The organism is Levilactobacillus sp. (genome assembly GCF_022646225.1).
Lineage (GTDB): Bacteria > Bacillota > Bacilli > Lactobacillales > Lactobacillaceae > Levilactobacillus > Levilactobacillus suantsaiihabitans.
Genome location: NZ_JALCJA010000002.1, coordinates 232,180 through 249,024 on the forward strand (window position 1 = coordinate 232,180; position 16,845 = coordinate 249,024).

Annotated in this window: 10 protein-coding genes; all 10 read left to right on the top strand. The window is 53.1% G+C overall.

What is annotated here, in order from left to right; translation table 11 throughout:
- The first annotated feature begins 713 nt into the window (after positions 1-713).
- The 10 genes from LKH74_RS03835 (at position 714) to LKH74_RS03880 (ending at position 16,808) form a co-directional block, all read left to right on the top strand.
- Positions 714-1,316, top strand: a complete 603-nt coding sequence (locus LKH74_RS03835; RefSeq protein WP_287788272.1) for a hypothetical protein — start codon at positions 714-716, stop codon at positions 1,314-1,316.
- 89 nt (positions 1,317-1,405) lie between these two features.
- Entirely contained in the window at positions 1,406-3,040 is a 1,635-nt protein-coding gene (locus tag LKH74_RS03840; protein ID WP_287788273.1) for an ArnT family glycosyltransferase, read from the top strand.
- An 861-nt stretch (positions 3,041-3,901) separates the two neighbouring features.
- Entirely contained in the window at positions 3,902-4,378 is a 477-nt protein-coding gene (locus LKH74_RS03845; protein ID WP_287788275.1) for a hypothetical protein, read from the top strand.
- Positions 4,379-4,462: 84 nt separating this feature from the next.
- On the top strand, positions 4,463-6,109 hold the full coding sequence (locus tag LKH74_RS03850; protein ID WP_287788277.1) for a teichoic acid glycosyl transferase: 1,647 nt from the start codon (positions 4,463-4,465) through the stop codon (positions 6,107-6,109).
- A 6-nt stretch (positions 6,110-6,115) separates the two neighbouring features.
- Complete coding sequence (locus LKH74_RS03855; RefSeq protein WP_287788279.1) at positions 6,116-7,798, top strand: hypothetical protein; 1,683 nt, start codon at positions 6,116-6,118, stop codon at positions 7,796-7,798.
- A gap of 158 nt (positions 7,799-7,956) precedes the next feature.
- Positions 7,957-9,096 carry an IMP dehydrogenase gene (guaB, locus tag LKH74_RS03860; protein WP_287788280.1) on the top strand — a complete coding sequence of 380 codons (1,140 nt, stop codon included), beginning with the start codon at positions 7,957-7,959 and terminating at the stop codon, positions 9,094-9,096.
- Between the two features lie 838 nt (positions 9,097-9,934).
- Entirely contained in the window at positions 9,935-10,624 is a 690-nt protein-coding gene (locus LKH74_RS03865; RefSeq protein WP_125575717.1) for a response regulator transcription factor, read from the top strand.
- A 153-nt stretch (positions 10,625-10,777) separates the two neighbouring features.
- Positions 10,778-11,950 (top strand): sensor histidine kinase, encoded by a 1,173-nt coding sequence (locus tag LKH74_RS03870; protein ID WP_135368544.1) that lies wholly within the window; start codon positions 10,778-10,780, stop codon positions 11,948-11,950.
- Positions 11,951-12,039: 89 nt separating this feature from the next.
- Positions 12,040-13,365 (top strand): D-alanyl-D-alanine carboxypeptidase family protein, encoded by a 1,326-nt coding sequence (locus tag LKH74_RS03875; RefSeq protein WP_287788282.1) that lies wholly within the window; start codon positions 12,040-12,042, stop codon positions 13,363-13,365.
- A 317-nt stretch (positions 13,366-13,682) separates the two neighbouring features.
- Positions 13,683-16,808 carry a YhgE/Pip family protein gene (locus LKH74_RS03880; protein ID WP_434737645.1) on the top strand — a complete coding sequence of 1,042 codons (3,126 nt, stop codon included), beginning with the start codon at positions 13,683-13,685 and terminating at the stop codon, positions 16,806-16,808.
- Positions 16,809-16,845 lie beyond the last annotated feature (37 nt).

Below are 16,845 nucleotides of genomic sequence, written 5' to 3' on the forward strand. Positions count from 1 at the left end.
TCTTCTAACCGGCTAGCGCCGCTAAGAAGAATCCCACGGCTGAGCGTATCTGGTGCTCCACTCTCGGCTACAAGACGATTGTTCAGCAACATGGGTTAAGCCCGAGCCACCGCGAATCTAGTGGTCGGTGCCTTGGGTAAGCTACTGGAATGCGCCAACATCAGCGCCACAGCTGGTGCCATCCCTGGCCTCCTTCGGCAGGTTGGCACACGACCTGGCAGTCTTGTTCGGCCGCTATGCTGATGGTGTGGGAGAACGCGGTGATTAGCCATCGGCGCCTACCATCGCCGAGAGTGGCGCAACGGCAGGCGGACAGTTACGACCACAGTTATTGAAGTCAAACAAACGAACCGGCACTCCCCAGCACTTAGCGGGAACTGCCGGTTCGTTTTGGTTTGCAAGCAAAAATACTTGGGGGACGGTCACTTAGTTTGCCAATTAATCAAAGCGAAAAAAGTTTTTAACGGCGATTTTTGACCCGTTGTGGCCAGTTGGTCAGGGGGGCATTTTGGTGAGGCCTAGGGAGTCAACGGGTGGCGGAAACGGCCGAAACTTAAGGCCTGACGCCGTTTACGGTCGCACTTTCATAAATGGCGCTGAAAGTGAAAACCCCATTCTTGACCCCGAGCGTCTCTGGAATTATGATGCTCACGAGTAGTCGAGGTAGTGTGTGACTCGACGAAAAAAATTTCATTTTTCGGGGAGGATTTTTTATGAAAAAAATCTTTGGGTATGTCTTAGGTTTAGTGGCGACGTTAACCTTTGCCGGCGCAATTGCGACGACTGCCAACGCCGATGGGAGTAGTGCAGATGCAGCGAGCGGCAGTTCAGGCAGTGGCGCCGACAGCGGCTTAGTCGTTCCCCGGGGCGGCACGGACACTGGCGCCGGTGCGGATTCCGGTGCGGCTAGTTCCAGTGTCATCGACATGACCGGGAGCAGCTCTAGTAGCGCCATGAGCAGCAGTGAATCGGCTGCCAACAGCTCATCGGCCACCACGCACAAGCCACAAAAGCCGCAAAAGCCAGCCAAGGATAAAGTCCTGGCTAAGTCCAAGCGGGCCAAGTTACGTAAGCACTACCGCAAGTACGCGCGTGTCGTTTACCTCGACAAGGGTCGCAAGGACGAACGAGTTTCCGTTTTGACCAAGAAGGGGAAGTTAGTCAAGAAGTTCACGGTCAAGAAGAATGGCCGCTTCGATATTCGTTTGACCAAGAAGGAAGCTAAGAAGTTGGCCAAGGGCGCTAAGTCCTTCACCATCCGCATCAAGGCCAAGGGTTACCGGGCTTTTGATTTAACCGTTAAGTTGTACAAGTAGAATTGTAAAGGAAGAGGCGCGGGTGACCGCGTCTTTTCTTATGGAGTCAGATTGATTGTTAAGCAAACTAATGGGGAGGGGCAACCATTTTGGAACGCATTAAATTAATCCTACATCGACGCAATCTTCAGGTGCTCGGACTCTTCACGATTGTCGGGGCGTTTATCATGACGTTTTGTTCATACACCTCCCCGGCCTACTATTTTGACACGTCGCCGGACAACAACGCCTTCTTCACGGTCGGCAAGGCCATGATGCACGGCATCGTTCCGTATAAAGATATTTTTGAACAGAAGGGCCCCTTCGTGTACTTCCTCCACGGGCTGGCCTACCTGGTGAGTCCCCGCAGTTTCACGCTGATTTTTCTGTATGAAATTGCGACGCTAGTGGCGGCCATGTTTTTGGTCTACCAGATTGCCAAGGTATTCAATACCCGTGAGCTGCCGGCCCTGTTGACGGGGCTGTTGTCGCCGGCGCTGTTCTTGTACCACCCGTATTACGACTACGGCGATACGGTGGAATTCTTCACGTTGCCATTTTTACTGTCGCTGATTTATCTGATTGTTTTGCTCGACCGGCGGCACTTGACCGTCAGTCACTGGTGGTACGTGGCCCAAGGGGCGCTGGTCGGCGTCGTCTTCTTGTCGAAATACACCTTGCTGGGCGCGTGGATCGTGTTCTACCTGGTCTTGATGGGGTATCGACTGGTCAAACGTCAGTGGCGCGCGCTCGGTCAATTGGTCGGTTGGAGTGCCTTGGGATTTGCCGTGACGACGGTGCCGTGGCTGATTTATTTTCTGGCGACCAAGAGTCTGGGGGCCTTCGTCAACGTCTACATTCTTTTCAACACCAAGGTCTACTTGACGTCTTCGGTGGCCTTCTTCGCCAACCTGATCCAGTCGATGGCGTTGGTCTCGCAATTCTACCTGAGCAACGTGCTGTTCTTCGTGCTGGGCGTGGTGGGCACGCTGGTCGTGACCTTTTGGCCCGGCGTGTTCCAGCACAACTTCACCCGCGGCCTGTATTTACTCGCCACGCTGGGCAGTGACATGTTGGCGCTGTACGGCTACCAGGCGGGCGCCGTTTACCAGTATTATGAATTGATTTATTTTGCCGGCTTCGTATTGCCATTCATCCTGGGCTGCCGGTTGCTGTTCCGGCGGCTGAGCGTACCAGCCGGGGATGACAGCTTCGTGGTCTTAGCGGCGCTGGTCATCAGCTGGTTCCTGGTCCTCGGTGTCAACAACAACGTGACCAACTCCAAGGTCTTTCCCAACAACGAGGCCATCACCGAGGAAAATACCAGCCGGCCACAACAGCCCGCCCAAGTCGACTTCGGCAATTACATGCGGGCAAGTGGCCTGCCACTGACGCTGTTAAATTACGGGTCGATCGACATGGGCTTCTACACCGCCTCGGGCGCCGTCCCGACCAGCTATTACTTCCAAAACTACAACATCGCCCAAAGCGCTGACCCGCAAATATTGCGCTCGCAAGTCGACCAGATTCGCCAGCACAAGGTCGAATGGGTCGTGCTCAATACGCCAGCCGGCAAGACCGTCCGGCAATGGCAGGGCGGTAGCGGCCGCATCACTAGCGGCAACCTGAATCCCGGTACCAGCAAGCTGGCCCACGTGTTGTACCGCAATTACGTGCCGGTCGGCCGCCACACCCAGGTGTTTGAAGGCGTGAGTGTGACTTATTGGTTGTTTGAGCGAAAGTAAAAAAGAGTGGGCCAACAGGCGGTTAACTGGCGAGCATTAACGGTGCTAGGCAGATAATCCCGGGCCTGGATTATTTGTCTAGCAGTGTTAAGCGGAACCAGTTGCCTGTTGGCGCACGTTTCGGCCATCTAGGGTGGGTGCGCGAGAAGCTGGCCGCCTTACCGTTGCGCAAAATCCAGGTTAGAGCGCAGGGCTTCGGTCGACTTTGAAGCTTGAAGTAGCCCGTCAATTTTCCAAAGTCACGCCTCGATTTCACTGGGTGTAAATGCCAGGTGATATCGCTGCTACAGATAGTCCCACCCGATTTGATTCCGGCGAGGTGGTGGTTATCAGTAGTGAAACTGGTTGAAAAATTAACAACTGCCAAGGGCTAAGCAATTGTTGCTGACGAGTATCCTTGTAGCCGAGAGTTCGCCAAATATGGGTTCAGCCGTGGGAGTTGTCTTAGTGGCGCGGTTCATGCCGCTTAGACAACTGGCGTCTTTGAGACGCGGGTCATCGGCTCAAAGCGAGGCCGAGACCGCTTCTCAGGCTCGGTCCGGTCCGCCCACCGCGTTCCAACCCATATTTGGCGAACGGTAAGGCGGCCAGTCCCCACCACGAAGCGGCGAACAGCTTACCCCAAGTCTCAGCCAATTTTCAGCCACTTTACAGGGGAAAAGCAGTTGAATCGCAACAGCTAAGGACGGTCCGTGTACCACTACGGCCGTCCTTTTAACGACCTATCAGCTAACGCTTACAACAATTGTCACTATCACTGAAAATGCCCCTTGACGAATGTGAGGGAAAGAACTACGATTATTTAGTAATAAAATTATTTGATAGTTTTATTAGAATTACATATCTGGGAGGGTATTTTTCATGAAGAAAGTATTTGGTTACGTCTTAAGTTTACTGGCTGCCTTGACCTTTGCCGGGGTTATTGCCACGACTGCTAACGCTGCTGGTAGCAGTGCAACTGCCACTAGTGGTAGCGGGGTTTCTAGCAGTGTTGTTGCTTCCAGCAGCTCCAAGAAAACTGTTAAGAAGGCTACTAAGAAGGCCAAGAAAGCTGTTAAGAAGACGGTCAAGAAGTCAAAGCGTGTTAAGTTAAGCAAGAAGTACAAGAAGAACGCACGTAAGGTCTACCTCAAGAAGGCCATGAAGGGCTCCAAGATCAACTTCAAGAACAGCAAGAACAAGTCTGTCAAGAAGGTCTCCATCAAGAAGGCCGGCAAGAAGACGGTTAAGTTCAGCAAGAAGCAAGCCAAGAAGCTCAACAAGGGTAAGAAGTTCAAGATGACTGTTACCAAGAAGGGCTACAAGACTTACACGGTCAATGTTACCATCAAGAAGTAAGCAATTGCTTTAACGTAAATCGGAAGGACGTGGCTGAACCACGTCTTTTCTTTTTGAGTTTTTTAGGAAAAGGAGCAGGGTCCCGTGTACTTACGAATCAAGGAAAAATTGCAAAGCCACGAAGCTCAGTATTTTGTGTTACTCGCCATCATTGGGGTATTTATGATGGCGTTTTGTTCATACACCTCGCCGGCCTTTTATTTTGACACCTCACCAGATAATAACGCCTTCTTCACGGTCGGCAAGGCCATGATGCACGGTATCGTGCCGTATAAAGATATTTTTGAACAGAAGGGGCCGTACGTGTACTTCTGGCACGGTCTGGCTTACTTGGTCAGTCACCGCAGCTTTATTTTTATTTTTATTTCCGAAATCGCGGTCTTGATTGCGGCGATGATTTTAACGTATAAATTGGCACGACTCCTCAAGTTGGCCGAGCTACCGGCCTTTCTGGCGGCGGTGCTGTCGCCCATGTTGTTTTTGTACCATCCTTACTACAACTATGGTGACACGGTGGAGTTCTTCGCGCTGCCATTATTGTTGTCGCTGATCTACTTGGTGTTTTTATTGGACCGGCAAACGTCGGTCAGTCACTGGTGGTACTTCGCTCAGGGCCTGTTCGTGGGCATTATTTTCTTGTCCAAGTACACGTTGCTGGGCGGGTGGATCGCCTTTTACCTGGCCGACGGCGTCTACTTGTTGCTGAAGAAACGCTGGCACGAACTGGGCCGACTGGTGCTCTGGAGTGGTCTGGGTTTCTTGTTGGCCACGGTGCCGTGGTTGCTGTACTTTTTGGCGACCGGCTCGCTGAAGGCATTCATTAACGTTTATATTTTATTTAATACCAAGGTCTACATGACGTCGTCGGTCTCGTTTTTCTCCAACCTGATCCAGTCGGCAATCCTAGTGGCCCATTTCTATCTAAGTGACGTGCTGTTCTTCATCCTGGGGATCGGTGGCACGCTGCTGATCATGTTCCGCCAGACCGTGTTGACGACCAAGTTCGCGCGGACCTTGTACCTGGTGGTGTTTTTGGGGTGCGACCTGCTGGCGTTGTACGGGTATCAGGCCGGGTCGTTGTATCAGTACTACCAGCTGGTCTACTTTGCCTTCTTCGTGGTGCCGTTCATCTACCTACTGAACGCGTTTTTTACCTGGGTCCATTTACCGGCAGCCGACGACCCGTTTGTCATCTTGGGGACGCTGATTTTGAGTGTGTTTTTAGTCCTCGGGGTCAACAACAACGTGGTCAGCTCGCGGCTGTTCCCGAACAACCAGGCGATTACCAAACGCAACACGACCAAGCCGCAACAGCCCGCCCAAGTCGAATTTGGCCGCATCATGCGTCAACACAGCGCCCAGCCGACTTTACTCAACTACGGGTCGATTGACATGGGCTTCTACACCGCCTCGGGCGCGGTACCGACCACGTATTATTTCCAAAATTATAATATTCCCGAAAAGGCCGCGCCGCAGATCTTGCGGGCGCAACGCAACGTCATTCGCCGCCACCAGGTCCAATGGGTCGTCGTCAACACGCCGGCCAAGCAGTCCGTGCGCGAATGGGACGGCGATAGCGACATTCCCGGCCGCATCACCAGCGGGAATCTGAATCCGGGGACGTCCAAGCTGGCGCATCAGCTGTACCGCCACTACCGCGTGGTCAAGGTCCACCGGCAGATGTTCGAGCAGGTCGACGTCAAGTACTGGTTGTTTGAACGGAAGGGGTAAACGCACGTGAAAAACCACCAAGCAGCAACGGCCGGCCTCACCCGGTACCGCTGGTTATGGGAACTGGCGCTCTTTAGTGTCCTGAGTGTCTTTTGGCTATTTTTGTGGGCGTCGCAGGGTAAAATTTACACCGGCGACGACTTGAGTTTTCACCTGAACCGCGTCCAAGGCTTAGTCGCCCAACTGACCAGCGGCCACTGGGGGCTGGGGCACATCGCCACGACCACCTTTAGTGGGTGGGGCTATCCCATCAATCTGTTTTACCCGGCCTACACCCTGGTGCCACTGGCCGTGTTGCAAATTGTGCTCGGCGGCGTGCGGGCTTATACGGTATTTTTATTTTTGATCACCTTACTGACGCTGTACGTGACCCGCTTCGTCGGTCAACGGCTGCTGGGTAGCTACTTTCAGGGGGTCTTGATGGCCATCTTGTACAGCTTCTCGCAGTACCGCATCCTCGACTTCTTTGCACGCGGGGCCCTGGCAGAGGGCATGGTCTTTGCCTGCTTGCCGCTGGTGCTGTACGGCACCTATGAGCTGGCGATCGGCGACGTGCGCCACGGTGTTTGGTTGGTCGTGGGAATGACCCTGATTGCCCTGACGCACGTGGTGTCGCTATTGCTGGCGGCGGTATTGGTACTGTTAACGTTGGGGATATTCTTCTTACAACGGACCGCGCTGAAACGCCGGTTGGGTGCGCTGGTACTGGTGGTGGGGGCGACGGTTTTGTTGACGCTGACGTTTTTGGCGCCACTGGTCGAGCAACTCCACGCGCTGTCCGGGCTGAGCATTTTACAATTTAAATTGTCACAGAGTGCGATGTCCATGGGCGACTTTCTGCTGAACTCGGCGGTGAATCAGATGGGGTCGGGGCAGATCAATTTGGGCTGGCTGATGTTGATGCTCCTGCTGTTGTCACTGGTGATGTGGCGGGAGCTGACGCCGGCGCTACGCTACTTACTGGGGCTCGCCGTGGTCTTCGTCTGGATGGTCACCAACTGGTTTCCGTGGTCGCTGTTCCAGGGCGTGTTGGGGATGATCCAATTTCCATCACGCTTCTTGGCGATTGCCAGTCTGCTGATCGCCTTGGTCGGGGCGCGGGCCTTGACGTTGGTGCTGCCGCGGCTGACGCGACGGGGCCAAGGGGGCCTGCTGATGGTCGTGGCGGCGTTTGGCATCATCTTGAGTACGACCAGTTTCTTGGCCTTTTATCAAAATCCTTATGGAAACGCCATTACCCAGGCGGATTACCACCGCGTCGCCACCACCAGTGACAGTACCGATTACGTGCGGCCGCAGTCGTTGGACGCCATGCCGGCGTTGCGCACCCACTCGGTGGCGGTCATGAATCCCGGGGCCGGGCTACACCAGCTGAGTCGCCGCGTGGGGCCGGACCGGTTCACGTATCTGGTGCACAGCCGTCGCGCGCAAACCGTCAAGCTGCCGCACCTCTACTATCCGGGCTACCAGGTTGCGGTCAACGGTCATCAGCAGCGGCTTCAGTGGAATCACATGGCTATTTTACGGTCCCGTCTGAGTGCTGGCACTAACCGGCTACAGGTGACGTATCAGCCGACCCGAATCCAACGCGTCAGTGCCTGGATTTCAGCGTTAGCCTGGCTGGGGGCCGGTGTTGGGTTAACGGTCCGTTGGGTGATTGCCCGGCGCAACCATCGTTTCACCAAGTAGTTTTGGCCACAACCATTTCAATCAGTGTGAATAATTAAACCATGATAGTTCCATGAGAAACCTTGACCTGAGTGGCCTAGACTGGTAAATTAAGAAACAATATCTCCCAGGATTCCTAACCGAGCCTGAGACTAAAATCAAGAGGAGCGATATCAACTATGTCTAATTGGGACACGAAGTTTGCTAAAGAAGGATTCACGTTTGATGATGTTTTGTTAATACCCGCTGAAAGCCACGTTTTGCCGAATGAAGTTGACTTGAGTACCCAATTAGCACCGAACCTAAAGCTGAACGTTCCGTTTTTAAGTGCCTCGATGGATACGGTCACCGAGACCAAGATGGCCACCGCCATGGCCCGTAACGGGGGCCTCGGGGTCATCCACAAGAACATGAGTGCCGACAGCCAAGCGCAAATGGTCGCCGACGTGAAGGCCATTGAAAATGATGCCAGCCAATTCCCGAACGCCGCCGTCGATGCCAACAACCACTTGTTGGTCGCCGCTGCCGTCGGGGTGACCTCCGACACGTTTGACCGGGCCAGCGCCTTACTTAAGGCTGGTGCCGACGCCATCATCATCGATACGGCGCACGGTCACTCCGCTGGGGTCCTGCGCAAGGTTGCCGAGATTCGCCAACAATTGCCAGACGCTACCCTGATCGCCGGTAACGTGGCCACGGGCGAAGGCACGCGGGCATTGTTCGAAGCCGGTGTCGACGTGGTCAAAGTGGGCATTGGCCCTGGTTCCATCTGCACGACGCGGGTGGTTGCCGGTGTCGGCGTGCCGCAATTGACGGCCATTTACGACGCTGCGCAGGTGGCGCGTGAATTTGGCAAGCCCATCATCGCTGATGGCGGGATGAAGTACTCCGGCGACATCGTCAAGGCCCTGGCCGCCGGTGGCAACGCCGTGATGTTCGGGTCGATGTTCTCCGGGACCGACGAAGCCCCTGGCGACATCATCGAAGACAACGGTAAGAAATACAAGACGTACCGGGGGATGGGCAGCTTGGCGTCCATGTCCCATGGCTCCGCTGACCGCTACTTCCAAGGCGGCGTCAACGAAGCGGACAAGCTGGTGCCTGAAGGCATCGAAGCTCGCGTAGAATACAAGGGCAGTGTCAACGACATCATCTTCCAAATGGTCGGCGGCTTGCGGTCCGGCATGGGCTACACCGGCAGTGCCACGATCCAAGACCTGATCGACAACGCCCAATTCGTCCGCATCTCCAACGCTGGCTTGATCGAATCTCATCCACATGATGTGCAGATCACGAAGGCGGCACCTAACTACAAGTAAAATATGTGGTCACCGCCTGCGTCAGCTAGGGGTTCCGCCTGCTATGGGGAACGCCTCCAGCCAAAGGGCGGGCTTCCGGCTCGCTTTGAAGCCTGGCGAAACCCACCAGTCTCCCAAGTCGTCCCACGCTGTAAGCTGAGAGAAAACCTCAGCTAACACCGCTGTCACAGCTGGCTCCACCCCTAGCTGACTCCGGCGAGATGGTGACTCATCCAAAAGGCGTGTTAATACGATTTGTGTTAGCACCATTTGCTAAATTAAAATTACGATAAAGGCTATTTACCTGGCATGGTTGCTAGGTGGATGGCCTTTTTAGCGTGATTGAAAAGAATACGGTGTTGTTAATATTGGGGGTATTAGTTTGTTACGATTGCTGCCGTAGATGAGTGGTGCAGGCGGTCTAAATCACGGTTGCTGGCAACCACTACAGTAGCCGAGAGTGGAGCGAAACTAGGCTCAGCCGGGGAATTTGCCAGTGGGGTTTGCTGGCAAATTGGTGTCTTTGAGACAGCGATTTTCTGGCTCAAAGCAAGCCGCGAGACCGGTTCTCAGGCTCGGGGCGGTCCTCCCCCAGCGTTCCGGCCTAGCTTTCGCGCAACGGCAGGCGGAATCCTCCTCAATCTCGTCAGCCAGCAACAAGATTTAACCCCAGCTTAAACGCTAGGTTGGCGACTGGCCCGCAAATAGTGTAAGATTAAGGAATGGTAAAGTGCCTTACGCCCGACTAAAGGTTCGGGTTTTCCGGTCACGCTACGGGATTTATTTGCTAAAATAGACGTAAACCTACGGGGAAGACCGCTAGTGATATGACCTAGCTGGTAAAGGAGATTAGCACGTTATGAAAATTTTAGTTGTCGATGATGATAAAGAAATTGCCCAATTACTTGAAATCTACATTAAAAATGAAGGCTACGAACCCCTGACCGCTTACAACGGGAAGGAAGCCTTGACCAAATTACACACCACGCCAGACATTGCCTTGATGATTTTGGACATCATGATGCCTGAAATGAGCGGGATCGAAGTCGTTAAGGAAGTGCGGAAGGATTCGCAGATTCCGATCTTGATCCTGTCGGCCAAGACCGGCGACATGGATAAGATCCAAGGACTGATCACCGGGGCCGATGATTACGTCACCAAGCCATTTAACCCGCTAGAAGTTATGGCCCGGGTCAAATCACTGTTGCGGCGGAGTCAAGACCAAGTGACCGATGACAGCCCAGACATCTTGGACATCGGCACGTTGACCATCAACAAGGATTCCCACGAGGTCAAGACGATTGCCGGCAAGACGGTGTCTCTGACGGCCTTAGAGTTCGGGATTTTATACCTGCTGGCGAGTCACCCCAACCGGGTCTTTTCGGCCGACGAGATTTTCGAGCGCGTTTGGCGCCAAGAAAGCATCGTTTCGGCCAAGACGGTCATGGTCCACGTGAGTCACTTGCGGGATAAGATTGAAGACGCCACCAACGGCGAAAAGGTCATTCAAACCGTTTGGGGCGTGGGGTACAAGATCGAATCACACTAAGCGGTTACGCCGGTGAGCGCCTGCTTTAAGGTGGAACCCTGGTAGCCGCGGGCGAGGCGTTTAGCGGCAAGCAAACAAAGACCCAATCTAGAGAGGGAATTATATGGTTAAAACAAAAAAATCCCCAGCGCAACGCCGCCAGGGGGCCCGAGCATGAAGCTGACCACCCGCGAAAAAAGTGCGTTGTTCATGGAGGGTGTCGTCACCGTTATTTTACTGTTGATGCTGAACCTGGCGCTGCTGGTGCTGATCAGTCAGGCCATCGAAAGCAACCCGGGCTTGCGGGACGGAATCTTCATCATTAAACGGTCCGTGGTGTTTGGCCCGAATCACTTTCAGTTGTGGAGCTGGGAAAATGTCTTCATCGGCTTCATGATGGTGGCCGACGCGGTCGTCGTTTGGTGGCGGCTGATTCGGCGGTACCGGCAAATGCAGCTGCACCACATCATTGAAGAACTGCACTACATTGCCAACGGCCATTTTGACCACCGCATCCCGTTTCGGGTCAGCGGCGACGTGCAACGGGTCGTGGACTCGGTCAACGCGTTGGTCGATTCCGTCATTCATTCGATGGATGAGGAGCGGGCCATCGAGAAGTCCAAAGACGAGCTGATCACCAACGTCAGCCACGATATCCGGACGCCGTTAACGTCCATTATCGGCTATCTGGGGCTGATTGAAGACCAGCAGTATCACAGTCAAGACGACCTGTTAAAGTACACGCACACGGCATTTTTGAAGTCTAAACAGATGAAATCACTGGTCGATGACCTGTTCGAGTACACCAAGGTCCGCCAGACCGATACGCCGCTGAGTCTGACGACGATCGATTTGGCCGCCATGCTGGAACAACTGGGCGCCAGCTTCGAGTTGGAGGCCCAAAAGAAGGGCATGACCATCGGCGCGTCCAGCGACCCGGCCAGTCTGATGATGGAGGCCGACCCCGAGAAATTGGTCCGCGTCTTCAACAATCTGGTCGCCAACGCCCTGAAATACGGCGACGGCGGCAAGCAGATCAATTTGATTGCCAAGCGCGTCAGTGAAAATGAGTTGGAGGTCCGCGTGACCAACGACGGCCCCAAGATTCCGCAAGAGTCACTGGCCCTCATCTTCGAGCGGTTCTACCGCGTCGAGGAGTCGCGCTCCAAGGAGACTGGCGGGACCGGGTTGGGATTGGCGATTGCTCAAAGCATCGTTGCCCTGCACGGCGGCTACATTTACGTCGAGTCCGATGACGATTTGACCAGTTTCGTGATCCATTTGCCAGTCAAACACGACCAGCCACTGGCGATTCCCCAGCGGTTAAAGATGGCGGGGACCCAGTAAGGCGCACGGTTCAGTTAGGTAAGGTTGATGCACCAGCGTCTGGGAAATTTTATCCCAGGCATTACATAAGATAGAGGAGTTTTGATGACATGAAACGTTTAAAGCAACTTGTGATGGGCCTGGTGACGGCGATGACGCTGTTTGCCGGTGGCCTCAGTGGATTCAGCGCGCCGGTGACGGCTCAGGCGGCCACGACCGCCAGCAACAGCACCACGGTCAACCTGAAGGCCAAGGCCGGTATCGCGGTCGACGCCAAGACCGGTCAGATTTTGTACGATAAAAATAGTGATCAGGTCTTGCCGGTAGCTTCCATGACCAAGCTGTTGTCGATCTATTTGGTTCTAGACGCGGTTCACAGTGGCAAGTTAAAGTGGGACCAAAAGATCACCATCAATCAGGCCACGGCCAAGGTCGCCCAGGACACCAACTTGTCCAACGTGCCACTGCGGGCGGGGCACAAGTACACGGTCAAGGCACTGTACCAAGCATCTTTGATCTACTCAGCTAACGGCGCCGTGGAAGCGCTGGGGACGGCGGTCGCCGGTTCACCGCACGCCTTTGTGACGATGATGCGTGCCCAAGCCAAGAAGCTGGGGATGACCAACGCCAAGATTTACAACGCCTGTGGGCTGACCAACAAGCAGGTCGGCAAGCTGGGTTACAGTAACGAGGCTGGTTCCGCAGAAAATGAATGGTCCGCGGCCGACCAAGCCAAGTTGGCGGTGGCTTTACTCGACAAGTATCCCGAAGTCCTGAAGACCACCAGCATCAAGAAGCTGTGGTTTGAAAAGGGCACGGCTGATGCTACCAAGATGGAGAACTGGAACTGGATGCTCAAGGGCTTGTCTGCGTCCTATGCGAAATTACACGTGGACGGCTTGAAGACTGGGACCTCCGATGCGGCCGGCGCCAACTTTACCGGGACCGCCAACAACAATGGCAACCGCATCATCACGGTCGTGCTCCACGCGGCCCACAAGTCCGACACGGATCCCTCACGATTCCAACAGACGCAAAAAATGATGTCTTACGTCTACAACAACTTCAAGACCGTTAACCTAAAGGCTGGCAGTCAAGTCGCTGGGAGTAAAACCGTCAAGACTAACGATGCCAAGCAACCGACTGCCAAGACGGTCTTAACCGATGGCTTGAAGCTGTGGATCCGTAACGACCAGGTCGCCAGCAACGTGCAATCGACCACGACACTGAAGCAAAAGCTGACCAAAAACAAGGCGTTGGAGGCTCCCGTGGCCAAGAACACCCAGGTCGGCACGGCCAACATTTCTTTGAAGGGCGATCAGCTGGGCTTCTTAGGCAACACCAAGACGACCCAAGTGCCGTTGAAGGTCACCCAGACCGTGGAGAAGGCCAACGTCTTCGTCCGCATCTGGCGGTCCATCGTCGCGTTATTTTAAGTAAACAATCACCGAAGCCTGAGCCGCGTGCTCGGGCTTTTTGTTTGCCAGTTGATTTAAATCAAGGCCTCAGGGGACGCCCCATGATAAGCTAGGTTTCGTCAGCCGGACCTGACTTTAGCGAATCTAGAAAATTAATTTATTTTGTAAATGAACGCTGAAACGCTGCAGTGACGGCCTTGGTAGCGATTTTGTGAATTGATTGATGGCGTGTTGTTATTTTGACAAGTCAAGTATTAATGTGCGAAGATACTTTTAATATTAGCTGAGAACGCGCAATTTTAAGATTATTTTGAGGAAAAAGGGAGTTGGCATTCGTGAACATGATTAAAGGCGAATGGAATTACATCCGGCACAATCGGTTGATCTTGATCTCCGTATTGGCCATTATGTTTATTCCATTCCTCTACAGTATCTTCTTTCTGAAGTCGGTCTGGGACCCGTATGGGGAGACCGGCGAACTGCCCGTGGCGGTCGTGAACCAGGATAAGCCGGTCACGTATCAGGGGCAGAAATTAAATGTTGGGGACCAAACCGTTACCAATTTGAAAAAGAACCATCAATTGGGATGGAAATTCGTGTCCGCTAAAACGGCGGCAGACGGCCTGAAGCACCACAAGTACTACACCGTCATCACGATTCCCAAGAACTTCTCGGCCAACGCGGCGACCGCGCTGGATAACCATCCGAAGAAGATGACGTTTACCTACAAGACCAATGGCTCGGCCAACTACATTGCCCAAGTCATGAGTGAAGTCGGGTCCTCTAAGCTGGATAGCCAGATTCGCGCCAAGGTGACGAAGGCCTACGCCCAAGCCACGTTTAAGCAGATCTACGCTGTCGGCAAGGGGATGGACAAGGCAGCCAAGGGGTCCGCGAAGTTGAAGAACGGGACCGTGACCCTGACGGATGGCCTGAACACCTACACGACCGGGGTCCACACGTTGAACAACGGCTTACAAGAAATGAAGACCTCCGTGACGCCACTGGCAACCGGCATTCAAAAGCTGACCAGTGGGGCCTCGACCCTGCAAAGCGGACTGTCGACCTACACGTCTGGTGTGGGGCAATTCGCTAGTGGGGTGGATACCTACACGAGTGGGGTTTCTCAGTTGAGCGCTGGGATGCCAACGATGCAGTCTGGCGCAAGTCAATTGGCAACAGGTGCTAAGACACTAAATGCAGGAACCTACACTTATGTGAATGGTGTCTATCAATTAAATTCTGGTTTAGGTAAGATGACCACCAAGGTTGGACCTTTAGCCTCTGGTGTAACTAAACTAACTGAAGGAAGTAAGCAACTCAGTTCTGGGTTGAAGCAACTAGATGCTAATTCTGGTGCACTGACTTCTGGAGCTACCCAGGTATCCGATGGCGTTTCTCAGATTCAAACAATGATGAACTCGTTAGCGCCAAGTCTTACGGCTTTGACGACGCTGACTAAGAATCCTGGTAAACTAAGTGCTATGCAAGAATTACTCTCGCAACTTCGAGATAGTGGTATGGCTGATCCAACTGCTTTGGAGGATTTGAATGATCAATTAACAACCCTTGGAGGTTTTGATGCAACTAGTTTGACAACAAGTATCACAGGCATGCAAACTAAATTAGAAAATGATATTGTTGCAATTAAGCAGGCGCAGGCCGGGGCAACCACAACCTCTGAAATATCTGCAGGCTCATCAGATTCGGCAGACAATAGCAATCAAGTCCAAATGGCTCAGAATGCAGCGGAAGATGCAAAAGCAAAGTCTGACGTGTTACAGGAAGCTATCAAATCTGGCGATGAGAAGAAAATTTCAGGTGCAGCTACAGAAGTAGAAAATGCTACGGCCAAGGCAAAGGCAAGTGCTGATGCGATTGAAAGTACTAAATCGTCTAATGATTCAACTTCTGTAACCAAAAATGCGCAGTCTGACGAATATGAAAATGCCGTCAATCAATTAATTACGGATGTTTCGAATTTAAATGATACACTTAGTGGAATGACCGGGACTCTTAGTGCGCTGCAGAGTCTTCAAGCATTAGTGCCTGAGATGCAAAACTTGATACAGGCATTACAAGGATCAGGATTAACCAGTGGCGATTTAACTGCCATGTCTGGTGCCTTAGCAACGTTACAAGCGAATAGTGCGGCCATTAATAACCTCACTTCATCCAGCGCTCAACTGTCTAAATTGGCTACAGGGGCTAAACAGCTCAGTACAGGTCTGGACACATACACTGCTGGTGTTTCAAGTGCTTTGACTGGTTCCAATACGTTGACAGCAGGACTAAACACGATGAATAAGAGTGTGCCAACTTTAACGGCTGGTGTTGCGCAATTGGCCAATGGGTCCAAGAAACTTGCTAAGAATGGGCCTTCACTGAAAAATGGCGCAAGCAAGCTATCATCAGGGGCTTCACAGCTTAGTTCAGGTGTGAATCAGGCAGCAACTGGTGTAAACAAGCTCAACGCCAACACGCCGAAGTTAACCGCCGCTGGCAACAAGTTGATGAGTGCTTCCAGTCAACTGAACAATGGTGCTGGCCAATTGTCTTCTGGGCTGAACACCTTGAACGGCAAGATTCCGACGCTGACCAGTGGGGTCAACCAACTGGCCGACGGGTCACAACAATTGGACAACAACAGCAACAAGCTCATGCAGGGTGCCAAGCAGTTGAAGAACGGCAACGGCACGTTAGCCAAGTCACTGAAGAGTGGGGCTGATCAGATTCAGAACCAACCACTGACCAGCAAGACGGCTGACATGTTCGCGGCACCAACGCATTTGAAGCATGAAAGCTACAGCTACGTACCAAACTACGGTCACGCCCTGGCACCTTACGTGCTATCCGTTGCCCTGTACGTGGGGGCCTTGGTCTTCAACTTTGCCTTCCCAATTCGGAAGGTCTCACGCGAAGGCGGCACCGCTACGGGCTGGTACTTGAGTAAGATCTCCATTGGCGCGGTGGAAGCACTGGCCATGGGTCTGATCGAACCTGTCTTGATGATGTTAGGGGGCTTGAGTGTTGATCACCCAGGTCAAATGATTCTGATTTCAATCTTCTTCGCGGAAGCGTCGATGTTTATCGTCATGTTCCTGTCGATGTTGCTGGACAACCCGGGTCGATTCATCGCCATGGTTCTCCTGATGCTTCAATTAGGGGGCTCCGGTGGGACGTTCCCAATGGAAGTCACCAACCACTTCTACAACGTCGTGCACCCATTCCTGCCAATGACTTACTCGATCCTCGGATTCCGGCAAGCCATTACCTCAGGGATGCAGGGCATGGTCGGTCAAGCGCTGTGGGTCTTAGCACTCTTTACCGTTATTGGTTTAGCCCTGTTATGGCCAACAATGGCTTGGCTCCAAAAGAAGCACCTCATGGGTGTCTCTCAATTGGATGATAACCAAAAGCTCCAAGCGGTTGAAGATCCAAATACGAATGCTCATTCCTAAAAATAACGAAGGCGTCGTGAAACCACTGGTTTTGCGG